A 25,334-nucleotide genomic window follows, 5' to 3' on the forward strand; every position below is an offset into this window, starting at 1 on the left:
GAAGCTAAAAACTAGCATTTAAATACATGTTTGCACTTTTACTAGTGCAAACATGTATATTTTCATATGTTTTGTTAAACTATAAAATATATTTGTTTGGGAGGATATATAATATGAAAAAGATTTGTGTTCTTGGTGCAGGAACTATGGGAGCAGGTATTGCTCAAGCTTTTGCAGTAAAAGGTTACGAAGTAATATTAAGAGATATAAAGGATGAGTTCGTAGAAAGAGGACTTAACGGAATAAACAAAGGTCTTTCTAAGTTAGTTGCTAAGGGAAAAATGGCTCAGGAAGATATGGATGCTATACTTGCAAGATTAACTGGAACAGTTGACCTAAACATGGCAGCTGATTGTGATTTGATTATAGAAGCAGCAGTAGAAAACATGAAAATAAAAAGAGAAATATTTGCTGAATTAGATAAGATTTGTAAGCCAGAAACTATTCTTGCTTCAAATACTTCATCTTTATCTATAACTGAAGTAGCTACAGCTACAGCAAGACCAGACAAGGTTATAGGAATGCACTTCTTTAATCCAGCTCCAGTTATGAAGCTTGTAGAAATAATCAGAGGAATGGCTACATCACAGGAAACTTTTGATGCTGTTAAAGAAGTATCTGTAGCAATTGGTAAGGATCCAGTAGAAGTTGCTGAAGCTCCAGGATTTGTTGTAAATAGAATATTAATTCCAATGATCAATGAAGCAGTTGGAATTTACGCTGAAGGAATAGCATCAGCTGAAGATATAGATAAGGCTATGATGCTTGGAGCTAACCATCCAATGGGACCTCTTGCATTAGGAGACTTAGTAGGACTTGATATATGTCTTGCTATAATGGATGTATTATATACAGAAACAGGAGATACAAAATACAGAGCTCACTCCTTACTTAGAAAATATGTAAGAGCTGGATGGCTTGGAAGAAAATCAGGAAGAGGATTCCACAACTACGCAAAATAATTTTAAATATATAAAGCTAGAGTCTTTAATAAGGCTCTAGTTTTTTTATTGCCTAAATTTAGTGGTATAAATCTTTATATTAGTTTTAATATTGTCAATTTTGATGTTATTAATTTCATTTTTTAAATTTAAGAATATCTTAAATTATCTTGCTTTTTTAGTTGATTATTAGACTATTATTTATATATAATAGTCTATAAGAAAAGAAACACTTTATTTAGCTAAAATGTGCTAATTTGTGAGGAGTACATAGTTTTATAATTGTGTAAATGGAGATTAATTGAGGGAGGGAAAACAATGTATAAAATTTTAAATAAAAGACTTTTAGCACCAAATATTTATCTTATGGATATAGAAGCACCAAGAGTTGCAAAATCAGCAAAGCCAGGACAATTTGTAATAGTAAGAATGGATGAGAGAGGGGAAAGAATTCCTTTAACTATTTGTGACTATGATAAAGATAAAAAATCTGTAACAATAGTATTCCAGGTAGTTGGAAGTTCAACAAAGAGGATGGCAGCATTAGAAGTGGGAGAACATTTTATGGATTTTGTAGGACCACTTGGACAGCCTTCTGAATTAGTCGACGAAGACTTAGAAGAGCTAAGGAAAAAGAAAATAATATTTATAGCAGGTGGTGTTGGGGCTGCTCCGGTATACCCACAGGTTAAGTGGTTAAATTCTGTAGGTGTGAAGGCAGATGTAATAGTTGGAACTAAATCAAGAGGAACTTTAATACTTGAAGAAGAGATGAAAGAAGTAGCTGGAAACATGTATGTGGCCACTGATGATGGTTCTTATGGGTTTAAAGGATTAGTTACAGATCTTCTTAAAAAGTTGATTGACGAAGAAAAGAAGGAATACGACTTAGTTGTGGCTATAGGACCTATGATAATGATGAAATTTGTTACAAAACTTACTAAAGAGTATGGTTTAAAAACTATAGTAAGTTTAAATACTTTAATGGTAGATGGTACAGGTATGTGTGGAGCTTGTAGAGTTACAGTAGCTGGAAAAACACGATTTGCCTGCGTAGAAGGTCCAGAATTTGATGGACATGAAGTTGACTTTGAGGAAGCTATGAGAAGACAAGGTATGTATAAGATGGAGGAAGGTAAAAAAATACTTGAAGACCAGGAAAAAGCAGAAGGTCATAAATGCTTTGTAGGATTGGACGGTGAGGAATAATGGATAAATTCAAAAGAACTTTATCTAAAGAACAGAACCCAGAGGAAAGAGTTAAAAATTTCAAAGAAGTATCTTTAGGTTATACTGAAGAAGAAGCTATAAAGGAAGCAGAAAGATGTTTGAATTGTAAAAATCCAATGTGCGTTCCTAAATGTCCTGTAGCTATAAATATACCTGAATTTATACAGCGCTTGAAAGAAGGTAACTTCGAGGAAGCGGCAAGGGTGATAAATAGAGATAGTTCGCTTCCAGCAGTATGTGGAAGAGTATGCCCGCAGGAAAGCCAATGTGAAGGTAAATGTATACTTGGAATTAAGGGTGAACCAGTAGCGATTGGTAAGCTTGAAAGATTTATTGGAGACTGGTCAAGAGAAAATAACCTAGACTTAACTGTAAAGAGTGATAAAAAGAATAAAAAGGTTGCAGTTATAGGAAGCGGACCAGCTGGTCTTACTTGTGCAGGAGACCTAGCTAAAATGGGTTATGATGTTACTATATTTGAAGCTTTACATGAAGCAGGTGGGGTTTTAGTATATGGAATACCTGAATTTAGGCTTCCGAAAGAAACTGTTGTAAAGCATGAAATAGAAAATGTAAAGAAATTAGGCGTGAAAATTGAAACAGATGTTATAGTAGGTAGAACTGTTACCATAGAGGAACTTATGGAAGAAGAAGGTTTTGGTGCTGTATTTGTAGGATCAGGAGCAGGACTCCCTAAGTTCATGGGAATACCTGGAGAAAACCTTAATGGAGTATTTTCTGCTAATGAGTTTTTAACTAGAAATAACCTTATGAAGGCATTTAGAAATGATTATGATACTCCTGTAAAGGTAGGAACAAAGCTTGCTGTAGTTGGTGGTGGTAACGTAGCTATGGATGCTGCTAGAACTGCAAGAAGACTTGGAGCAGAAGTTCATATAGTTTATAGAAGATCAGAAGAAGAACTTCCAGCAAGAAGAGAAGAAATTCACCATGCTAAGGAAGAAGGAATAATATTTGATTTACTTACAAACCCAATAGAAATACTTAGTGATGAAAATGGGTGGGTAAAGGGTATGAAGTGCATTAAGATGGAACTTGGTGCCCCTGATGAGTCTGGAAGAAGAAGACCTGTAGAAATAAAGGATTCAGAGTATGAAATAGAATTAGATACAGTCATAATGGCTCTTGGAACTTCTCCAAATCCTCTTATAACCTCAACAACTAAGGGGTTAGATACAAATAAATGGGGATGTATCATTGCAGAAGATGAAACGGGTGAAACTACTAAAAAGGGAATATTTGCTGGTGGAGATGCTGTAACAGGTGCAGCTACAGTAATACTTGCAATGGGTGCAGGTAAAAAAGCAGCAAAAGCTATTGATGAATTCTTAAGCAAGTAATTAGATGTTAGGTGCTAGTAGTTAGGAAATGTAGAAATTTTGGCATACAAGGTTTCTTGTAACCCTAGCATCTGGCACCTTTGTTTTAGGTATGAATGAAAACTGTGTTATAGAGAAATAATAAAATGCCGTAATATTTCTAAAAGGAGAGATAAAAGATGGATTTTAATTATATAGAAAATTATATAGAGGATGATATAAATGTGGTAGTTGTAAAGGAGGTCTTAAACTTTGAACTACCACATATTTTTGAATGTGGGCAGTGTTTTAGGTGGAATAAACAAGAGAATGGCAGGTATGTTGGAGTAGCATTTGGACGTGTGATAGAAGTAGAAAAAAGAAATAATGATGTCTTAATTTACAATGCCACAGAAGAAGAGTTTAAAAATATTTGGATGGAATATTTTGATTTAACTAGAGATTATGCAGAGGTGAAAAGTATATTAAGTGAAGATGAGCTTTTAAAAAAAGCAGTGGAGTTTGGTCATGGAATAAGACTTTTAAAGCAGGAGCCTTTTGAACTTATTATTTCCTTTATTATATCTGCAAATAATAGAATACCAATGATAAAAAGAGCTATAGAAAAGATAAGTAAAAGTTTTGGGGAACCTCTTTATTATAAGAAAAAGGTCTATTATACCTTCCCAACTGTAGAGAAATTACATGCAGCTACAGAAGAGGAGTTAGAAAGTCTAGGAACGGGTTTTAGAGCTAAATATATAAGAGATACAGTTGAAAAAATATATAGCAATTTAAATTCATCAAGTGAAACTTATAATGAAAGCTTTGATATAAATTTAATAATAAGCAAAAATGATGATGAGTGTCATAAGGAACTTCAAAATTTTATGGGAATAGGCCCTAAGGTGGCGGATTGTATAATGTTGTTTTCTATGGGAAAATATTCTGCATTTCCAGTAGACGTATGGGTGAAAAGAGCTATGCAGCATTTCTATGTAGCTCCGGATGTATCCTTAAAGAAAATAAGAGAATTCGGACGTGAAAAGTTTGGAAAACTTTCTGGTTTTGCTCAACAATATTTGTTTTATTATGCTAGAGAAAATAACATAATTGGATAAATTAAGTGTACATATCAAAGGGTGACAATAAAGGTAAAAAAATTGTTAAAAAAATCGCAAATATGTATTAATTTTTTTTGAGTTTCTGTTATAATATAAATATCAAGAAAAATCAACAGTTATAAAACTGTAGCAACGATTTTAGTAATTTATTTACACAATTAAATTACTTTTGTGAAAATTAGGAGGATCTAGAATTATGGAATTTGAAACTCAATTAAAAAAATTAAAGTATTTAGTGCTTAGAGAAGTAGCTAAGATGACTTTGGAAGATAGAGTGAATAAAGAGGAATTGGAAAAGGTTCCATTTACTATAATAGAAGGTGATACAGCAGAATACAGATGCTGTGTATATAGAGAAAGAGCAATAGTTTATGAAAGAGCAAAACTTGCTATAGGATGTCTTCCAAATGGTCAAGAAGCTGAAAAATTTGTACATGTAGAAAATAATGATCAAATAGTATATGTAATTGATGCGGCTTGTGACAAGTGTCCTATAAATAGATTTATTGTAACAGAAGCATGTAGAGGATGCATACAGCATAATTGTATGGAAGTATGCCCAGCAGGTTCTATTACTAGAGCAGGGGGAAGAGCTTATATAAATCATGAAACATGTAAAGAGTGTGGATTATGTAAACAAGCTTGCCCTTATGGAGCGGTAGCAGAGGTAATGAGACCTTGTAAGAGAGCGTGTCCTACAGGAGCTCTACAAATGAATTTAGATAACAATAGAGCAACAATAGATAAAAAGGATTGTGTAAATTGTGGCGCTTGTATGGGTGCGTGTCCATTTGGAGCTATATCTGATAAGAGTTATATAGTAGATGTAACTCGTTCGTTAATGAACAAGAAAAAGGTATATGCAGTGGTTGCACCAGCAATTACAGGACAATTTGGTAATAAAGTAAAGGTTGGACAAATAAAAGCAGCCTTTAAGAAAATGGGATTTGTAGATATGATAGAGGCAGCTTGTGGTGCTGATGCAGTTGTTGTACATGAAGGTAATGAGTTTGTAGAAAGAATGGAAAAGGGAGATAAGTATATGACTAACTCCTGTTGTCCAGGTTTCTTAAACTACATTGAAAAGAAATTCCCAGATCAAATTGATAAGGTGTCAGGCACAGTATCCCCAATGGTAGCTACGGGAAGAATGATAAAGAAGATGGATCCAGAAGCACTAGTTGTATTTGTAGGACCATGTACTGCTAAGAAAAGTGAAATTAAGAGACCGAGTGTTAAAGATTCAGTGGATTATGTTATGACTTTTGAAGAAATTACAGCCTTAATGGGAGCATATGATATAGAGCCTCAAAAACTAGAAAACGAAGATATCAATGATGCATCATCCTTTGGAAGAGGATTTGCTCAAGGTGGAGGATTAACAGCCGCTATTGAAAACTATATAGAGAAAAAGGAAGTTAAGATAGATTTTGAACCTGTTAAAGTTAGTGGTCCATTTGATATAAAGAGAGCTATGATGATGGCCAAAGCTGGCAAATTACAAGGAAACTTTATTGAAGGGATGATGTGCGAAGGCGGATGTATAGGTGGACCAGCAACTATGGTTTCTATGATGAAGTCTAGACCACAGCTTGCAAAGTTTAGTAAAGAGGCTCAAATAAAGCATGTTATAGATAATGAAAATTTAAAGCGTTATGAAGAAGTTAATATGGAGAGATAGTGAAAAAGAAGTTGCGAGAGCAGCTTCTTTTTTTAATGCCCATTTTCTAGTCACTAATCTCTAGATTAATATGAATTTTCTAGATAATAATGAAAGTTACAAGAATGTAAAAAGTTATATAGTTCTATTAAATTATTAACTAGTAAGATAGATTAACAAGAAAATGTATATAATTACTTTTAGTATAAAACAATATTTAGTATATCTAATTAAATGAAGTTTCAAATTTTGATATAATAGATAAAAATAAGATAATTTTCTAGATATAGATGACGATTAGAAATTAGGGATTAGAGATTTATAACCAAAGAGGGTGAAGTATATGGATGATGGAGAGCATGGAATATTAAGAAAGGCAGTTGAATATATAAAGGAAAATATAGGCGGTATTATATTTATTGGTTTATTTGTATTGTTTTTATTTGTGGGGTATAAGTATTTTCATGATTATTTTTACATATTAAAAGATCCAGATGAAGTTAGAAATATTATTAATTCCTATGGACAGTATAGTATACTAGCGTTTATCCTTCTTCAAATGTTACAGGTAGTAGTATTCTTTATTCCTGGAGAGATTGTTCAAGTTGCAGGTGGATATATTTTTGGAACTATATCTGGCAGCATAATTTCACTTGTAGGTATTTGTTTAGGCAGCATTATAATATTTGTAATATGTAATATATATGGTAAACCTTTTGTAGAAAGAATTATATCTAAAAGACATTTGACTTTTTTTAAAAAAGTACTAAAGCTTGGAAGTGTAAATTACATAGTATTTTTACTTTATTTAGTACCCGGTATTCCCAAAGATGCATTAGCTTATATATGTGGAATTTCAGATATTAGTCTGAAAAATTTTATTATATATTCCACTTTAGGAAGATTTCCTGGAATATTTTTATCTGCCTATTTTGGAGCTAAAATAGGTACTGATAATAAGCTCATATTAATTGGGATAGCTGTAGTTGCAACGGTACTTTTTATACTAGGTGTAATAAAGGGAGAAAAAATAATAAAAAACATGATAAAAAATGAAGAAAAAGAAAAGCCCTAAATCTAGGGCTTTTCCACACGATAGTTACTTTTATAGAATATTATGTAGATTATTGAAAATATAAGTATTAGCACAGCTATGAGTATAGCGCAGTGCATAAAGAATGCTTCAGGAAGTATATTTATAACGGGGTCTTTATCTATATCAAATATCCAGTAATCATTATTGAAGAATATAGCATGAAACGTATTAAAAACCTTGTTAAAGTTAATTGAAAATACTGTAAGTAAAAATATAGGTAAGGAAACTAAAAGCCAAGAACTATATTTAAAAATTGAAAAGTCTTTATATTTATAGCATAGATATACAGCAATTAAATTTAAAAACAGTGATATGTAAAATATTTTATCAACTAAAGAAAATATTTTCTTCACTTCATAAAAGTGTATAATGCCTTCAGGGGAAGCCTTAAAGGAAGGCAGTTTAAACTGTGTATTAGAAGGAGAATATAAAAAGTTTATAAGATAATCATAATTTGTTTTGATTTCGCTCACACTCATATGTACAAATTTTTCTATACCTAGATGGTTTATATCAAAATAATATAATTGTCTGAAGTTCACAGTGATTTTTACGGACAGGGTTATGGCAAATAGTGCTAGTGAAAACATAAAAATAAATTTAAAGAAAATATGAAAATTTTTCATAAAAATGTCACCCCTTGGAAATATTAATTATGTTGTAATAATATTATATAGTTTGAACTGTTTTATTTAAATATAGTATTAGAAAATAAAAGAAAAAGTAAGTAAAATGCCAAAATATATAGATAAATTATAATAATGGGGTATAATTTAACAAAAAGAATAAATAAGGGTAACATTTACATTTGATATTATATATGCTATTCTTTATTATAATAATTGTATTAGCACTCATTGATAGTGAGTGCTAATGATAAAAAATTAATTAATACATCTCAATTTATTTGAGATGATTCATTCTTATAAACATAAATATTTTAAGGAGGGTTTAAAATGAGAATTAGACCACTTGGAGACAGAGTTGTTATCAAAAGAATTGAAGTAGAAGAAACTACAAAGAGCGGAATAGTTTTACCAGGAACCGCTAAGGAAAAGCCACAAGAAGCTGAGGTAGTAGCAGTAGGACCTGGTGGAATGGTTAATGGAAAAGAAGTTGTAATGGAATTAAAAGTAGGAGATAAAATATTATTTTCTAAGTATGCAGGAAATGAAGTTAAAATTGATGGCATAGAATATACAATATTAAAACAGGATGATATATTAGCTGTTTTAGAATAATTTGAAAATATAAATTAACTATTTAGGAGGTAAGTGTAATATGGCAAAGAGCTTATTATTTGGAGAAGAAGCTAGAAGAGCTATGCAGGCAGGTGTAGATAAGCTTGCAAATACAGTTAAGGTTACTTTAGGACCAAAGGGAAGAAACGTTGTTTTAGATAAAAAATTTGGATCACCACTTATAACTAATGATGGTGTTACTATAGCAAGAGAAATCGAACTTGAAGATGCATATGAAAATATGGGGGCACAGCTTGTAAAAGAAGTTGCAACTAAGACAAATGACGTAGCAGGAGATGGTACTACAACAGCTACATTACTTGCTCAAGCTATAATTAGAGAAGGATTAAGAAACGTTACAGCAGGATCTAATCCAATGCTAATCAGACGTGGAATACAAATGGCAGTAGAAAAAGCTGTACAAGAAATTAAAAATATTTCAAAGCAGGTAAACGGAAAAGAAGACATAGCAAGTGTTGCAGCAAACTCAGCAGCTGATGAAGAAATAGGAAAGCTTATAGCAGATGCTATGGAGAGAGTTGGAAACGAAGGCGTTATAACTGTTGAAGAATCAAAATCTATGGGAACTGAATTAGATGTTGTTGAAGGAATGCAGTTTGATAGAGGATACTTAAGTGCATACATGGTAACTGATTCTGAAAAGATGGAAGCAGTACTTGAAGAGCCATATATATTAATAACAGATAAGAAGATAACTAGCATACAGGATATACTTCCAGTACTTGAAAAAATAGTTCAACAGGGAAGAAAGTTATTAATAATAGCTGAAGATATAGAAGGAGAAGCATTAGCAACACTTGTTCTTAACAAATTAAGAGGAACATTTACTTGTGTAGCAGTTAAAGCTCCTGGATTTGGTGATAGAAGAAAAGATATGCTTCAAGATATAGCAGTATTAACTGGTGGAGAAGTTATCACTGAAGAATTAGGAAGAGATTTAAAAGACGTTACATTAGATATGCTTGGAATGGCTGAATCCGTTAAGATTACTAAAGAAAATACTACAATTGTTAACGGAAAAGGAAATAAAGAAGCTATACATGATAGAGTTCATCAGATAAAAGTTCAGATAGATGAATCTTCATCTGACTTTGATAGAGAAAAATTACAGGAAAGACTTGCAAAACTTGCTGGTGGAGTAGCTGTAATCAAAGTTGGTGCTGCAACAGAAACTGAATTAAAAGAAAGAAAGCTAAGAATAGAAGATGCTTTAGCAGCTACTAAAGCCGCTGTTGAAGAAGGTATTGTTCCAGGTGGTGGAACTGCATATGTAACTGCTCTTAAAGAAATGCAGGAATTAACTTCTGATGTAGTAGACATCAAAGTTGGTATTGACATTATAAGAAAAGCTCTTGAAGAACCAGTAAGACAAATAGCTACTAACGCTGGAGTTGAAGGTTCTGTAGTAATAGAAAAAGTTAAAAATTCTGAAGTTGGAATGGGTTATGATGCTTTAAATGATAAATATATAAACATGATAGAAGCTGGAATAATCGACCCAACTAAGGTTACAAGATCAGCACTTCAAAATGCTGCATCTGTAGCAGCTACTTTCTTAACAACAGAAGCTGCTGTAGCTGATATGCCAGAAAAGAATCCTGCTCCAATGCCAGGACCAGGAATGGATGGAATGTATTAATATAAAATATAAGCTGTGGATTAAATCCACAGCTTTATTTTTTATAAGCTTATTTTTACATTATACAAATCTTAAGATGTTATAAAAAATGCAGTATATACTTATAGAACTTCACCTTAGATGTTATATGAAATATGTTGTAACAAGTGATTTTTGGTGATAAAATTTGTTTATAGATAAACTTTAGGGAAGCTTTGAAGTACATGCTATATCTGGGCATCTAGGCGTGTATGGAGTTAATGATGCAACAGACCCTATACTTATGAAAGATTATTTTGTAAGTATAGGGATTTATCATATTAAAGTGCTTTAGTTGTCTGTAATAAAATCAGTATTTTTGCAAATCATTTTATAAGAGGGTTTAGTAGTATGGATTATTTAATTATTTTTATTTTTGGGACTATAATTGGAAGTTTTTTAAATGTATGCATTTATAGAATGCCTAAAAATCAGTCTATTGCATATCCACCATCTCATTGCACTAATTGTAATAACAATTTAAAGCCCTATGATTTGATTCCTATTTTAAGTTACATTTTGTTAAAGGGAAGATGTAGGTATTGCAGAGAAAAAGTATCTGAAAGATATCCAATAATTGAATTTTTAACAGGTATATTATATGTGTTAGTTTATGTAAAATATGGTATTGCCATAGATGCCATAAAGTATATTATAATGGTAAGTATCCTAATTGTTATAGGAATGATTGATTTGGATACTACAAATATTTATTTTAAAACTACCTTGGTAGGATTTATCGTAGCGGTAACTTTTTTAGCTATTCATGCTTATAGGGGACTACCTGTAATGAATTACATATATGGAGGCATCATAGGTGGAGGAACCTTAGCGTTAATAATACTTATAACTAAAGGTGGCATGGGCTGGGGTGATGCAGAAATCTGCTTTGTATGTGGATTGTTTTTAGGATTTAAACTAACGTTATTAATGCTATTTTTATCCTTTGTTATTGGCTCCTTAATAGGACTTGCTCTTATATCATTAAAGAGGAAAACTAGAAAAGATTATATACCCTTTGGACCATTTATAGTATTAGCTTCTATTATAACCATACTTTGGGGGCAAAATATTATAGCATGGTACTTATTATAAAATAGAGTAACCAGAGATTAATAGAAAGTTATATTATTAAACATTTACATTGTATTTTTAGATTTAATAATGTGAAATAAAATAATTGACAAATAACGAAAAATTCAATAGAATAATGTCAATAGTTAAAATTAATGAAGGAAACATATCAAATATAAACATAACTCATATATCCCCTGAATATGGCAGGGAGTATCTACCGGGAGCCGCAAATTCCTGACTATGAGTGAGAATAGACGTGTATTATTTGTACATGCTAATTTCACTTATACAGAATAAGTAAAATTAGCATGTTTTTTTGTCTATAAATTAAACATTTAGGGAAAATAATAAAAGTAAATACTCTAAAAGCCTTAGATGCGATGAGCTGTAATAAAATTAAATTAGAAAATATAAAGGAGAGTGGATTAAATGGCAATCATTTTAAAACAAGGATATACTTTTGACGATGTACTTTTAGTTCCAAATAAATCAGAAATATTACCTAATGGTGTTACTCTTAAAACAAATTTGACTAAGACTATTAGCTTAAATATACCACTTATGAGCGCAGGAATGGATACTGTTACAGAATCCAAAATGGCAATAGCTATGTCTCGTGAAGGTGGTATTGGTATAATACACAAAAACATGACAATTGAACAACAAGCTATGGAAGTGGACAGAGTTAAAAGACAAGAAAACGGAGTTATAACTGATCCATTTTTCTTATCTCCAGAGAATACTCTTCAAGATGCATTAGAACTTATGAGTAAGTATAGAATATCTGGTATTCCTGTAACAGTGGGCGGAAAATTAGTAGGAATTATAACAAATAGAGATATAGTATTTGAACAAGATTATTCAAAGAAAATATCAGATGTAATGACAAAAGAAAATTTAATTACAGCACCAGAAAATACAACTATAGAAGAAGCTAAGGCAATACTTAAAGAGCATAGAATAGAAAAACTTCCATTAGTTGATAAGGATAATAATTTAAAAGGACTTATAACTATAAAGGATATAGAAAAGGTAAGAAAGTTCCCTAACAGTGCAAAGGACAGTAAAGGCAGACTTTTATGTGGTGCAGCTGTAGGTGTAACTAAGGATATGATGGAAAGAGTTAAAGCATTAGTTGATGCACATGTAGATGTTATAACTGTAGATACTGCTCATGGACATTCAAAAGGTGTTATAGAAGCTGTAAGAACTATAAAGAGCGTATATCCAGAGCTTCAAGTTATTGCAGGTAATGTAGCTACTGCAGAAGCAACTAAGGACCTTATAGAAGCTGGTGCAGACTGTATAAAAGTTGGTATAGGGCCAGGATCTATCTGTACTACAAGAGTTGTAGCAGGAGTTGGTGTGCCACAACTTACAGCTGTAATGGATTGTGTTGAAGAAGCTAATAAATATGGAGTACCTGTTATAGCAGATGGTGGATTAAAGTATTCAGGAGATATAGTTAAGGCACTAGCTGCTGGAGCTAAGGTTTGTATGATGGGATCTATGTTTGCAGGATGCGAAGAATCTCCAGGAGAAACTGAAATATATCAAGGAAGAAGTTATAAAGTTTATAGAGGTATGGGCTCTCTTGCAGCTATGGCTTGTGGAAGTAAGGATAGATATTTCCAAGAAGATAATAAGAAGCTTGTTCCAGAAGGTGTAGAAGGAAGATTACCATATAAAGGACTTGTATCAGATACAATATTCCAGTTACTTGGTGGAATTCGTTCAGGTATGGGATATTTAGGTTCTAAGACTTTAGTTGACCTATATGAAACAGCTAGATTTGTAGTTCAAACATCAGCAGGTCTTAGAGAAAGTCATCCGCATGATATAGTAATGACAAAAGAGGCTCCAAACTACAGTGTATCACAGTAATTAAAGATAAATTAGAATTAGAATTACTAATATATAATTAATAACCCCTGAGGAGGTAACTATGGAAAAGGAATTAGTTTTAGTAGTTGATTTCGGTGGACAGTACAACCAGCTTATTGCTAGAAGAGTAAGAGAAAATAATGTATATTGCGAAATAATTCCATACACATATTCAATAGATAAAATAAAGGAAAAAAACCCTAAAGGAATAATTTTCACTGGAGGACCTAACAGTGTTTATGGTGAAGGAGCTCCAAAAATAGATAAAGAAATATTCGAATTAGGTGTTCCAGTACTTGGAATATGCTATGGGGAACAGCTTATCGCTCATACTCTTGGAGGAAATGTTAAAAGCCCTGATGTAAGAGAGTATGGTAAAACAGATGTAAAATTAGATAACTCATGTTTATTATTTCAAGGAATAGAAGAAAATGAAAGCTGCTGGATGAGCCACACAGACTATGTAGAAAATGCACCAGCAGGATTTAGAATAGTTGGAACAACTAGCCAAACTCCAGTGGCAGCTATGGAAAATGTAGAAAAGAAAATATATGGAGTTCAGTTCCATCCAGAAGTAGAGCATACTCCTTTTGGAAAGAAAATGCTATCAAATTTCCTATTTAACATCTGTGGATTAAGTGGCGATTGGTCAATGTCTTCTTTTGCGGAAGAACAGATTAAAGCTATAAAAGAAAAAGTAGGAGATAAAAAAGTAATTTGTGCACTATCAGGTGGAGTTGATTCATCTGTAGCTGCAGTGCTTGTTCACAAAGCTATAGGAAAGCAATTAACATGTATATTCGTAGATCATGGTTTACTTAGAAAAGATGAAGGAGACCAGGTTGAAGAAATATTTAAAAAGCAGTTTGATATGAATTTAATAAGAGTAAATGCTCAGGATAGATTTTTAGGAAAACTTAAAGGTGTAAGTGATCCAGAGAAAAAGAGAAAAATAATAGGTGAAGAATTTATAAGAGTATTTGAAGAAGAAGCAAATAAGCTAGGGGAAATAAGCTTCCTTGTTCAAGGTACTATATATGCAGATGTAGTTGAAAGTGGAACAGGAACTTCTGCTACAATAAAGAGTCACCATAATGTAGGAGGACTTCCAGAAGATATTCAATTTAGTCTTATAGAGCCTTTAAGAGAGTTATTTAAAGATGAAGTAAGAGCGGTTGGAGAAGAACTTGGAATACCTCATAATTTAGTATGGAGACAGCCTTTCCCAGGACCAGGTCTTGCAATAAGAGTACTTGGAGAAGTTACAGAAGAAAAGCTAGCTGTAGTTAGAGAAGCAGATGCTATATTTAGAGAAGAAATAGCTAATGCTGGACTCGAAGGAAAGGTATGGCAGTACTTTGCTTGTCTTCCAAATATACAATCAGTAGGAGTTATGGGAGATGAAAGAACTTACTGTCACACAATAGCATTAAGAGGAGTAACTTCATCAGATGGGATGACTTCAGATTGGGCTAGAATACCTTATGAAGTTTTAGATAAAGTTTCAAGAAGAATAGTTAATGAAGTTCACGGAGTAAACAGAATTGTTTATGATATAACTTCAAAACCACCTTCAACTATTGAGTGGGAATAAAGTTCATTTAATAGTTAATATTGAATAGTTAATGATTAAAGGGTTTAATCACCTTGGACGGTGCTCAGGTTTGAAGCATATCCAAGGTGATTTTTTTATAGGTTTTCCACAGGGAAACTGGTACATTAATCTAGAGTACTTGATTTATTTTGTATAATATACTAAAATTTTACTATGGTAATTTCATGAGATTTGTAAAAACCGCGATTTTACTACAAATCAGCACATCTTAAATTAATTAGTATTTTACTAAAATAAATCATGGGTATTAAGGGAGAGTTATATTATGAAAACAGGAGTAAATGTAGATCTAACTAAATTAAAGGCACATTTAGCAGAAGAAGAAATAAGTCATTTTAGCCAACATATTAAAGAAGCTCATAAAATGCTTCATGAAAAAATAGGGGCAGGAAATGATTTTTTAGGATGGTTGGACTTGCCTAAGGATTATGATAAGGGAGAATTTCAAAGGATACAAAGGGCTGCTGAAAAGGTAAAAAATAATTCAGATGCTCTTATAGTGATTGGAATAGGTGGATCATATTTAGGTGCAAGAGCAGCTATAGAAATGCTCACTCAAACCTTTTATAATAGCTTAAGTAAAGACAAAAGGAAGACTCCAGCTATATATTTTGTAGGAAATAATATAAGCTCTACATACATGGCAGATTTATTAGAGCTAGTAGAAAATATGGATATATCCGTTAATGTAATATCAAAATCAGGAACTACTACAGAACCTGCTATAGCATTTAGAATATTTAAGGAATTATTAGAAAAGAAGTATGGCAAGGAAGAGGCAAAAGAAAGAATATATGCTACCACAGATAAGTCAAAGGGTGCACTAAAATCTTTAGCAGACACAGAAGGATATGAAACCTTTGTAATACCAGATGATGTAGGTGGAAGATATTCAGTGCTCACGGCTGTAGGATTATTGCCTATTGCCGTATCAGGTGCTAACATAGAGGAAATAATGGCAGGGGCGAGAGATGCAAGAGAAGCTTTTATGGAAGCTGATTTAGAAAAAAATCAATGCTATAAATATGCAGCAGCAAGAAATGCTCTTTATAGAAAAGGAAAAACTATAGAAATATTAGCAAACTTTGAGCCTTGCCTCCATTATTTCGGAGAATGGTGGAAGCAGCTTTATGGAGAAAGTGAAGGAAAGGATCAAAAGGGAATTTATCCAGCATCAGTAGATTTTTCAACAGATTTACATTCTATGGGTCAATATATACAAGATGGATCAAGAATATTATTTGAGACATTTATAAATATAGAAGATCCGAGAAAGACTATAATTGTAAAAGAAGATGTGGAAAATGTAGATGGTTTAAATTTTTTATCTGGAAAAACCATGGATTTTGTAAACAAGCAAGCTTTTAGAGGGGCAGTACTTGCGCATAGTGATGGAAACGTACCAAGCATAATTATAAATGTTCCACAATTAACTCCATATTATTTTGGATATATGGTATACTTTTTTGAGAAAGCTTGTGCTATAAGTGGGTATCTTTTAGGAGTAAATCCTTTTGATCAGCCAGGAGTTGAAGCATATAAGAAAAATATGTTTGCACTTTTAGGGAAACCAGGCTATGAACAAGTGAAAATGGAGTTAGAATCTAGACTAAAATAGTTAATATAGGTAAAATAAATATAAGCTTTGGTTTAAAGATAAAGTTCTTAAGCCAAAGCTTTAAAATCATACATAAGGAGAATTTTATGAGAATATTAGTTGACGCAGATGCCTGTCCAGGTAAGCATATGATTGAAAAGGCTGCAAAGGAAAATGATATAGAAGTTATAATGTATTGTGATATTAATCATGTAATTAATAGTGATTACAGTAGCGTTAAGTATTTAGACAGTGGATTTCAAAGTGTAGATATGTATCTTATAAACGAAGCTAAGTCAGGAGATGTAATAATTACACAAGATTATGGAGTAGCAGCTCTAGCTTTAGGTAAAAAGGCGTATGCTATAAATCCTAAGGGGTATATTTACAATGATAAAAATATGGATAGACTGCTTTTTGAAAGGCACCTTTCAGCTAAGGTCAGAAGGGGAGGCGGAAAAACTGCAAGCCATAAGAAAAGAACAGAAGAAGATGATTTAAGATTATATGAGAGTATTATAAAAATAATAAAAAGTTGCGAAACAACTTTTTAGGTGCTAGTTTAGAGGTTCTAGGAGATAGGTAACGTAGAAATTTTGTTCTTTAAAATTTCATCAATTCCTAGCACCTAGTACCTAACTACTAGTCTTTATATAACACTGTAGTGCTTATAGGCTCTACAAGTAAACTATTTCCTGATATAATGCTCAAAACATCCGTTCCAGCAATATCTCTATTTACAACCATTCTCCAGGTACCTTCGGGAATATTAACTGTAATCATATTTTTATTTGGATTATAGATTACAAGTATGTCCGACCAAATATCACCACGTGCATAATCCTTTAAAACAAAGGCTACAACGTTTTGAGGAGTGTTTTCTAAAAAAAACAGATGCCTTCTGATTTCATCTGCATTATTCATTTTAAATGCAGGATGTTCCTTTCTAAGTTTAATCAGTCCCTTGTAATAGTTATTCACATCAATGAACTTTCTTTTTCTATCCCAATCCATCCAATTTATTATATCTGATGATTTATAGCTGTTTTCATCCATATTTTTTGTTCTACAGAATTCTGCGCCACTATGAAGAAAAGAAATACCTTGAGAGGTTAAAATTATGGCGTTGCATAATTTATGTATATACTTTTTTTCTTCAAAGTTTTTATCTATACAGCTTATTTCTATTTTGTCCCATAAGGTATGATTATCGTGAGCAGATACATAATTTATGGTATTTATTGGGCTTTGAAACATTCCTTTTATATGTCCGTTATAATTTATAGAACCAGAAACACAAACTTTTATATTATTTTCCATGTTTTCTTTTCCAGAAGCATAGCCAATATCCGCAGGTATAAAGGTAGAACCTTTAATGATATCTCTTACAAAATCATTAAAATGACCAATGGAAGGCATTTTATAATGATTTTTTTGAGTTGCTTTGTTTTCTTCAGGCAAGGAAGTATTTAAGTTCCAGCCCTCTCCATACATGATAATGTAAGGATTTATCTTGTATAACTCCTCTCTTATAATATTCATGGTATTTACATCATGAATGCCCATTAAGTCAAATCTAAATCCATCTAGATGATATTCTTTAGCCCAAAATTTTACCGAATCAACTATAAATTTTCTTACCATAGAATTTTCCGATGCTATATCATTGCCACATCCACTTCCATTGCTTAAGGAGCCATCTTCGTTATACCTAAAATAGTATTTAGGAAATATATTTTCAAAGTTGCTTTTAGGAGCACTAAAAACATGGTTATATACCACATCCATAATTACACCTATATTGTCTGCGTGTAAGGTATATATTAATGTCTTAAGCTCTTGTATTCTGCAATAAGGATTATAGGGATTTGTAGCATATATACCTTCAACCGAGTTGTAATTTTCAGGATTATATCCCCAATTATAAAGCAGTGGGTTTTTTTCGCTAGAATTTATGTGATTAAAATCAAAAATTGGCATAAGTTGTACATGGGTAATTCCAAGTTCTTTAATATGAGCAAGACCTGTGCTTATATTACTATCAGAATAAGTATTATCTTCTGATAGTCCTAAAAATTTAGCTCTATTTATTACTCCACTATTAGGGTGAGTAGAAATATCTCTTATACTTAGCTCATAAATTATGGCATCTGTAGGAGAGCTTAGTTTCAAAGGGCAATCTTTTTCAAAGTTTTTAGGATTAGATTTATTTAAATCTATTATAGCACCTCTCAAACCGTTTATACCAACTGCTGGAGTATAAGGATCTATAACTTCTCTTACTATTCCTTCTATATTTATTTCATAAGTGTAAAAATATCCATCTAAGTTTTCATGAATTCTGCATTTCCAAACTCCATTTTCACACTCTTTCATTTGTATTGTTCGAGGTTTTTCTTCTAAGTTAGGTTCTCCAGAATCGTAAATTAAAATGTTTATACTTAAAGCAACGGGAGACCACAAGGAAAATGAGGTTTCTTCTGGGGTATAAGTATATCCAAGCTTACCGTCATAATAGTATAATTTATTAAATTCATCTGATTTATATAGAGGATAATAATTTATAGAAACTTTATTTTTACCTAATATTAGCTCACTTTTTTCTTTTATATTAATAAATTCATTTAAAGTTATTTGTAACATATTCTTATTTAAATAATACGCGGTTACACGTAAAGTTGTAAGGCCATTACGTATTTTTAACTTAGGTAACTTATCTATGGAGCAATTGTCGGCCTTAAGTTTTATAGTATCAAATGATACTAGTTCAGCGTCATATAATCTCATAAAATACACCCCCTAATTTACAAGAAAGTATCTTCAGTCATTCAGATGTACTAATTTAGGATAAAGTCAAATATTTTTCCAAATTATCCATATGTAAATAAAAACCACATTACAGAATATGGTACTTATAGTATAATATAAAATAGGAAGAGTTTAAATGGGGGTTGTGAATTATGAATGAGATTTCCATCACCTTTAGTGTAGAAAGTCCCCGAGAGAGGGAAGAAGAAATAATTATAAAGGCGGAAGTATCTGATAACGATAATTTATTATATAAATTTTTTGTGGGATGTAATGGAATATGGGAAGTATTAAGAGATTTTGATTATAAAAATAATATAAAATGGGTACCAAAAGAAGATGGAAAGTACACGATAATGGTACAAGCTAAAGTGAAAGATAGTACAAAGCCTTTTGAATACTTGTCAAGAAGTGACTTTATAATAGGTAAAGCACAAGAAAAAATAATAGATTCTCTTAAAATAAACAAAAAGGAAATAAAAGTTGGGGAAAAAATAAAAATAGATGCTACGTCAAATAAAGATAATATTATGTACAGGTACTGGCTAAAGGAAGAATTTAATTGGCAAATTATAAAGGATTACACTTTAGATAACTTTTTAGAGTGTACCATAAAAAATCCTGGTAAGCATGAAATATTAGTGGAATGTAAAGAGATTAATTCTCTTAAGCAATATAATGATTTTGCAAGGGTAGATTTTAACGTGCTTCCATTAAAAAAAATAGAAATAAGAAATTTCAGATGTATAACTGGAGAGAGGATATGCAATGAAGAGTTATTATTTGAAGTAGATACCGATGGAGACAAGGATAGAGTAATACTTTATAAGTTTATAAAGATATCTAAAGATAGAGAGTTTAAGTGTATACAAGATTATTCTACTAAAAAAGTGGTAGCATACGTTGAGGAAGTTCCAGGAGATTACAGGCTAATATGTATGGTGAAGGATATGTATTCCCCCAAGGAATATGATGACAGAGCTATAATAAATTTTAGCATACGTCCCTATAAGAATATTGAAATAAATAGCTTCACTGCAAATAAAATGAGTCCACAGCGAGTTGAAACAGAAATTGAGCTTCAAGCAATAGTTACTGGAGGGCGTGAACTACTTTATAGGTATATTATAGAGGGAAATTCTAATGTTGATTCAGGTTACATAAGACTAAATAATTATACTTGGAAGCCAGAAAAGCCAGGGGAATATAAGGTTATATTATGGGTAAAGGATTCATCTTTTGATGGTGAGTATGAACAAAAAGAGGAGTTTTACTTTACAGTTGATGAAAAAGTTAAGCTTCCTATAAAGATAGAGAATGTTATTATAGACAAGGGAAATGAGATATTAAAGCATGAAGAAGTTATAATAGAGGTAAATGCTTCTGGGAGTTCTACTTTAAAATATAGCTTTATAATAAGAAAAGAAGGACAAGAAAGAGGACGAATAGATTATGGAAGCTGTAACTTTATAAAGTTCACACCACAAGAAGAAGGTAAGTTTGAAATAGAAGTAATGGTAAAAGATAAATATTCATTGAAGGAATATGATAGTCATAAAATTATATATATAAATTCCTATAATTTTTTTCCAGCAAACATAGATTATATTTTGATGCCATTAAATGAGTATTATGTTGCTGGTGATACTATAAAAATTAATATAATATCAATAAACACAAAAGACTTATTATTTAAGTATGTTTTGAAAATAAATGGACGTAAGATTGAAGAAACAGATTATGTAGAAAGTATAGAATATTACTTTATGGCCCCACACAGCGGCGTGTATGTGGTGGAAATATACGTTAAAAATAAGTTAAGTAATAAGGAATTTGATAATAAAAAAGAAGCTAGAATACCAGTTCATCAGGCTTTGCCAATTACTAATACAACTATAAAATGTAGTGATAGTCAAATAGAAATTAATAAGCCTATTATAGTTACTGTAGAGAATGAGGGTGGCAAGGATGTTATATATGAATTTTATTTGATGGAAGAAGATGAATGGTTTAAGGTTCAAAATTATAGTAAAAAGAATTATTATAGCTTTGTTCCTTTTAAAAAGGGAAAATATAGGATACTTGCTTTGTGTAAAAGCAGCTATAGGAAGTGTGCTTATGAAGATTATGATATTTTAGAATTTATTATTTAGAGGTGATATAAATATGAAGATAGATGACAATAAAAGAATAGAGCAATTTTATCAAATGCAGCTTATGACACAAATGTTTAAAGAGACCATGGGAGATTCTCCAGCTTTTGAAATGGTAATGCAAAGTTTAACTGAGGCTATGATGGATTCAAATGGCAATATGGATTTTTCTAGTCTAGGACTTACAGAGGATCAAACACAAAGTCTTGGATATGGGGGACAAGAAAGAGTTACAGCTGCCATAAAAGACATAAGTTCTAGTATGGAAAGTAACGATACAAAAATAGAAGAAGCTGTAGAAAAGGCTTCTAAAAAATATGGTATAGATAAGGAGCTTATAAATACAATCATCTATCATGAATCAAGATTTAAACCCAATGTAACATCTTCGGCGGGCGCAATGGGTTTAATGCAGCTGATGCCAGGAACAGCTAAAGCTATGGGGGTTGAGAATCCTTATGATATAGAAGACAATGTTATGGGTGGGACAAAACTTCTCAAGAACCTTTTAGATACCTATGGGAATAGTAAAGAATTAGCTTTAGCAGGATATAGTGCTGGGACAGGTACTGTAGAAAAGTTAGGGGTAAAGAGCAAAGAAGATATACATAAGTTACCTTATGAGTCTAGAGAGTTTATACAATATGTTATGAAAAACTACGGAAAGTAATTACTAGGGTTTAAGTTGTAATTTAAAGTTTATAATAAAAGTTTATAATATAGGAAGAAGTTTGCATAAGGTAAACTTCTTTTTGTTTTAAAGAATTGTAAAAGAAAGTAGTGGTAAAATATATATAAGAAATGGTATATTAATTTTGTATTTAAAAACAAGGGAGGAAAAATAGTGGAAAGATTAGATAAAGTACTTGCTAACTTAGGATTTGGAAGTAGAAAAGAAGTAAAAGCATTAGTAAAAAGCGGGAGAGTAGAAGTAGACGGAGAAGTAGTTAAAGACTCCTCAATTAGTATAGATCCAGAAAAAAGCATTGTAAAGGTAAATGGAGAGGAACTTTTATATAGAAAGTACATATATCTTATGATGAATAAGCCTGATGGAGTTATTTCGGCTACCTTTGACAACCGTGATGAAACGGTAATAGATTTATTAGATATAGATTATCAGGTATTTAAGCCATTCCCAGTAGGAAGGCTGGATAAAGATACCGTAGGATTACTGCTTATTACAAATGATGGAGATTTAAATCACAAGTTAATTTCTCCTAAATGGCATGTAGATAAGGTGTATTATGCTGAAATAGATAAAGAAGTAAATGAGGCGGATATTGAGGCTTTTAAAAAGGGTGTAGTTTTGGATGATGATTATAAATGTCTTCCTGCAAAACTTGAAATAGTAGAGGCAGATGAAAATGGCTCTAAAGTGTATATAACCATACAAGAAGGAAAATTCCATCAAGTAAAAAGGATGTTTCAGGCTAGGGAAAAGGAAGTAGTTTATTTGCAGAGAGTTAAGTTTGGTAGTTTATCTTTAGATGATGAACTTATGGAAGGAGAATATAGAGAACTTACAGAAGAAGAATTAGAAACACTCAAAGATATATAAAAATTGAAGGTTTTTATTTCATTTAATAAAAATTTTAAAATGAAATTTTCAAATATCACTTGAATTTAAATTAGTATTCTTATATAATTAGTTATGCAAGAATAAATAAAAGAATGAATAGCCCCCTTTTATTTATTAAAAAACAACCCATGCCCCAATGGGTTGTTTTATTTTTTTGTAAAATAATAAACTGCATCAAAGATTTTTACAAATTATACAATGTAAACGATAAAAATTATAATATATGTGCTATAATAGAGAAAACGCATTAAATAAAGTGGGGTATGTTAATTTATATCGAAATTACAGGTTTTTATAAATTACATAAGAAAATATCTTAATTATGAATAAGGAGCTGAAAATCATGGGAAATTTTAGTTCAAAGGTTGAAAGTAAAGAAATGGATTTTTTATGTGATGCAATTTTGACTTTAGAGACTAGGGAAGAGTGTTATAGATTGTTCGATGATATTTGCACTATAAATGAAATACAAGTTCTTAGTCAAAGATTACAAGTGGCAAAGATGTTAAAAGAAAAGAGAACTTATCAAGATATATCAGCGTCAACAGGAGCAAGTACTGCAACTATAAGTAGAGTAAATAGATGTTTAAATTATGGAAGCGAAGGATATAGAATAGTATTAAAAAGACTTGAAGAAAAAGAAGAAGCTTAAAATTAAAATTCGAAGCAGTATTTAGAGTTAAGAAGTTAGGTGCTAGGAGCTAAGAATTATAAAAATTTCACGTATGGAAATTTTCTATAATTCTTAGCATCTAGCACCTTATTTTTATTTCTAAAAACTGTTTTACGTTTTATTTAAATTTACAAAAGTATTAAGAAATTGTAAAAGTTATTAGAAAAACATGAAAATATAAAATTATGAGAAAATTTGAAAAAAATGGGAGGAATTAATGAAGTATAGCAGAATATATATATGTATTAAAGTGCTAAAAGGGGTTGATAAAATGAAGGATTTGAAAAATGATTTATTCAAAAATATAGATTTATCTTTAGATGAATTGATACGTTTAAGAAGAGATTTTCATAAGTATGCAGAAAGTGGATGGACTGAGTTTAGAACTGGATCGAAAATAGCAGAGTACTTAGAAGCGCTTGGATTAGAAGTGAAAGTTGGCGAAGAAGTTATAGATATAGACTCTATGATGGGAGTTCCAGGTAGAGAAGTCTTAGAAGAATACAAGAAGAGAGCGCTTTCACAAGGCGCAAAAGAGAAGTATTTAAATCTAATGAAAAACGGAGCAACTGGAGTAGTTGGAATATTAGATACAGAAAAAGAGGGGGCAACTATTGCATTTAGATTTGATATAGACTCTTTAGAGGGGATAGAAAGTGAGGATATAACTCATAGACCTATAAATGAAGGATTTGTTTCAATAAACAAAGGTAATATGCATGCTTGCGGTCATGATGGACATGCAGCTATAGGATTAGTGCTGGCAAAAGCAATGAATAATATAAAGGAACAATTAAAGGGAAAAATTTTATTTGTATTTCAACCAGCAGAAGAGGGCACTAGAGGAGCTTATTCTATGGTTAATAAAGGAGTTTTTAATGATGTTAATTATTTATTTACTGGACATATAGGATTTAAGTCTGGAAAATTAGGAGAACTTGTTGTAAATACAGGGGGATTTTTATCCACAACAAAGCTTGATGTACATTATAAAGGAAGATCAAGTCATGCGGGAGCTACCCCTGAAAAGGGAAAAAATGCACTACTTGCAGCAGCCACAGCGGCATTGAATTTGCATACTTTATGTCAGCATGGAGATGGCACAGCGAGAATAAATGTAGGTGTTTTAAAAGCAGGAACAGGAAGAAATGTAGTACCAGATAGAGCAGAAATGAAAATAGAAACTAGAGGGGAAACAACTGAAATCAATGACTATATTACGCAAAGAGCAATAAAAATACTTGAAGGTGCAGCAAATATGTATGATGTAACCTGTGAGATTACTTTAGCAGGAAAAGCAGAAAGTGGATATAGCGACAAGGAATTATCTTTATTAGTGAAAGAAGCATCAAGTGAAGTTCCGGATATAACTAATACAGTAGAATATACAAGTTTATCTGGCTCAGAAGATGCAACTTACATGATGAATAAGGTTCAACAAAATAAGGGGAAAGCAGTTTATTTAATGTTTGGTACTGAAAGGACAGCAGATCATCATAATAATGGATTTGATTTTAACGAAGAGGTTTTAAAAGTAGCTGTAAAAGTTTATATGATGACTGTCCTAAAGCTTTATGAAAAGGAGGGGAATTAGCTGTTTATTAATGTTGTTTGTTGAATCTTAATTAATAAACTTTAATTATGTTAGGAGGGGGA

Annotated in this window: 20 protein-coding genes and 2 riboswitches; of the genes, 18 read left to right on the forward strand and 2 right to left on the reverse strand. The window is 31.6% G+C overall.

What is annotated here, in order from left to right:
- Positions 1–113 precede the first annotated feature (113 nt).
- The 6 genes from DP68_RS11620 (at position 114) to DP68_RS11645 (ending at position 7,349) form a co-directional block, all read left to right on the forward strand.
- The gene (locus DP68_RS11620; protein WP_035309689.1) at positions 114–962 is read left to right on the forward strand and encodes a 3-hydroxybutyryl-CoA dehydrogenase; all 849 of its coding nucleotides are present in this window, start codon (positions 114–116) and stop codon (positions 960–962) included.
- A 297-nt stretch (positions 963–1,259) separates the two neighbouring features.
- Positions 1,260–2,150: a sulfide/dihydroorotate dehydrogenase-like FAD/NAD-binding protein gene (locus DP68_RS11625; protein ID WP_035309690.1), complete on the forward strand. Its 891-nt coding sequence runs from the start codon at positions 1,260–1,262 to the stop codon at positions 2,148–2,150.
- Positions 2,150–3,532, forward strand: a complete 1,383-nt coding sequence (gene gltA, locus DP68_RS11630; protein WP_035309691.1) for an NADPH-dependent glutamate synthase — start codon at positions 2,150–2,152, stop codon at positions 3,530–3,532. The genes DP68_RS11625 and gltA overlap by 1 nt, the downstream gene beginning before the upstream one ends.
- A 158-nt stretch (positions 3,533–3,690) precedes the next feature.
- Complete coding sequence (locus DP68_RS11635) at positions 3,691–4,611, forward strand: DNA-3-methyladenine glycosylase (RefSeq protein WP_035309693.1); 921 nt, start codon at positions 3,691–3,693, stop codon at positions 4,609–4,611.
- 196 nt (positions 4,612–4,807) lie between these two features.
- A complete protein-coding gene (locus tag DP68_RS11640) occupies positions 4,808–6,295 on the forward strand; it encodes a 4Fe-4S dicluster domain-containing protein (RefSeq protein ID WP_035309695.1) in 1,488 nt (495 codons plus the stop codon).
- Between the two features lie 322 nt (positions 6,296–6,617).
- The gene (locus DP68_RS11645; RefSeq protein ID WP_052085771.1) at positions 6,618–7,349 is read left to right on the forward strand and encodes a TVP38/TMEM64 family protein; all 732 of its coding nucleotides are present in this window, start codon (positions 6,618–6,620) and stop codon (positions 7,347–7,349) included.
- Positions 7,350–7,351: 2 nt separating this feature from the next.
- Here DP68_RS11645 and DP68_RS11650 read toward each other — a convergent pair whose 3' ends face one another.
- Positions 7,352–7,996 carry a TIGR01906 family membrane protein gene (locus DP68_RS11650; RefSeq protein WP_035309697.1) on the reverse strand — a complete coding sequence of 215 codons (645 nt, stop codon included), beginning with the start codon at positions 7,994–7,996 and terminating at the stop codon, positions 7,352–7,354.
- 330 nt (positions 7,997–8,326) lie between these two features.
- Here DP68_RS11650 and groES point away from each other — a divergent pair, with 330 nt between their 5' ends.
- From groES to DP68_RS11685, 7 genes are all read left to right on the forward strand, one after another.
- Positions 8,327–8,611, forward strand: a complete 285-nt coding sequence (groES, locus tag DP68_RS11655) for a co-chaperone GroES (RefSeq protein WP_035309699.1) — start codon at positions 8,327–8,329, stop codon at positions 8,609–8,611.
- 40 nt (positions 8,612–8,651) lie between these two features.
- Positions 8,652–10,271 (forward strand): chaperonin GroEL, encoded by a 1,620-nt coding sequence (gene groL, locus DP68_RS11660; protein ID WP_035309701.1) that lies wholly within the window; start codon positions 8,652–8,654, stop codon positions 10,269–10,271.
- A gap of 178 nt (positions 10,272–10,449) precedes the next feature.
- A riboswitch (cyclic di-GMP riboswitch) is annotated at positions 10,450–10,534 on the forward strand.
- A 106-nt stretch (positions 10,535–10,640) separates the two neighbouring features.
- The gene (locus tag DP68_RS11665; protein ID WP_035309703.1) at positions 10,641–11,384 is read left to right on the forward strand and encodes an A24 family peptidase; all 744 of its coding nucleotides are present in this window, start codon (positions 10,641–10,643) and stop codon (positions 11,382–11,384) included.
- 145 nt (positions 11,385–11,529) lie between these two features.
- Positions 11,530–11,627, forward strand: a riboswitch (purine riboswitch).
- A gap of 168 nt (positions 11,628–11,795) precedes the next feature.
- A complete protein-coding gene (guaB, locus tag DP68_RS11670) occupies positions 11,796–13,250 on the forward strand; it encodes an IMP dehydrogenase (protein WP_035309705.1) in 1,455 nt (484 codons plus the stop codon).
- Positions 13,251–13,311: 61 nt separating this feature from the next.
- On the forward strand, positions 13,312–14,844 hold the full coding sequence (gene guaA / locus DP68_RS11675; RefSeq protein WP_035309707.1) for a glutamine-hydrolyzing GMP synthase: 1,533 nt from the start codon (positions 13,312–13,314) through the stop codon (positions 14,842–14,844).
- 286 nt (positions 14,845–15,130) lie between these two features.
- Positions 15,131–16,483, forward strand: coding sequence for a glucose-6-phosphate isomerase (locus tag DP68_RS11680; protein WP_035309709.1), 1,353 nt, complete (start codon positions 15,131–15,133; stop codon positions 16,481–16,483).
- Between the two features lie 86 nt (positions 16,484–16,569).
- The gene (locus tag DP68_RS11685; protein WP_035309710.1) at positions 16,570–17,016 is read left to right on the forward strand and encodes a YaiI/YqxD family protein; all 447 of its coding nucleotides are present in this window, start codon (positions 16,570–16,572) and stop codon (positions 17,014–17,016) included.
- Between the two features lie 88 nt (positions 17,017–17,104).
- On the opposite strand, the gene pulA is transcribed toward DP68_RS11685, so the two are convergent.
- A complete protein-coding gene (pulA, locus tag DP68_RS11690; RefSeq protein WP_035309711.1) occupies positions 17,105–19,249 on the reverse strand; it encodes a type I pullulanase in 2,145 nt (714 codons plus the stop codon).
- 173 nt (positions 19,250–19,422) lie between these two features.
- On the opposite strand from pulA, the gene DP68_RS11695 reads away from it, so the two are divergent.
- The 5 genes from DP68_RS11695 to DP68_RS11715 all read left to right on the forward strand — a co-directional run bounded on the left by DP68_RS11695 (position 19,423) and on the right by DP68_RS11715 (position 25,272).
- Positions 19,423–21,423, forward strand: coding sequence for a triple tyrosine motif-containing protein (locus tag DP68_RS11695; RefSeq protein ID WP_035309715.1), 2,001 nt, complete (start codon positions 19,423–19,425; stop codon positions 21,421–21,423).
- A 13-nt stretch (positions 21,424–21,436) separates the two neighbouring features.
- Positions 21,437–22,093, forward strand: a complete 657-nt coding sequence (locus DP68_RS11700; RefSeq protein ID WP_035309718.1) for a lytic transglycosylase domain-containing protein — start codon at positions 21,437–21,439, stop codon at positions 22,091–22,093.
- Between the two features lie 174 nt (positions 22,094–22,267).
- Complete coding sequence (locus DP68_RS11705; RefSeq protein ID WP_035309721.1) at positions 22,268–22,984, forward strand: pseudouridine synthase; 717 nt, start codon at positions 22,268–22,270, stop codon at positions 22,982–22,984.
- 364 nt (positions 22,985–23,348) lie between these two features.
- The gene (locus tag DP68_RS11710; protein WP_035309724.1) at positions 23,349–23,657 is read left to right on the forward strand and encodes a YerC/YecD family TrpR-related protein; all 309 of its coding nucleotides are present in this window, start codon (positions 23,349–23,351) and stop codon (positions 23,655–23,657) included.
- A gap of 238 nt (positions 23,658–23,895) precedes the next feature.
- Positions 23,896–25,272, forward strand: coding sequence for an amidohydrolase (locus DP68_RS11715; protein ID WP_291548836.1), 1,377 nt, complete (start codon positions 23,896–23,898; stop codon positions 25,270–25,272).
- The last annotated feature ends 62 nt before the right edge of the window (positions 25,273–25,334 follow it).

The organism is Clostridium sp. HMP27 (assembly GCF_000765165.1).
Taxonomy (GTDB): domain Bacteria; phylum Bacillota; class Clostridia; order Clostridiales; family Clostridiaceae; genus Clostridium_AK.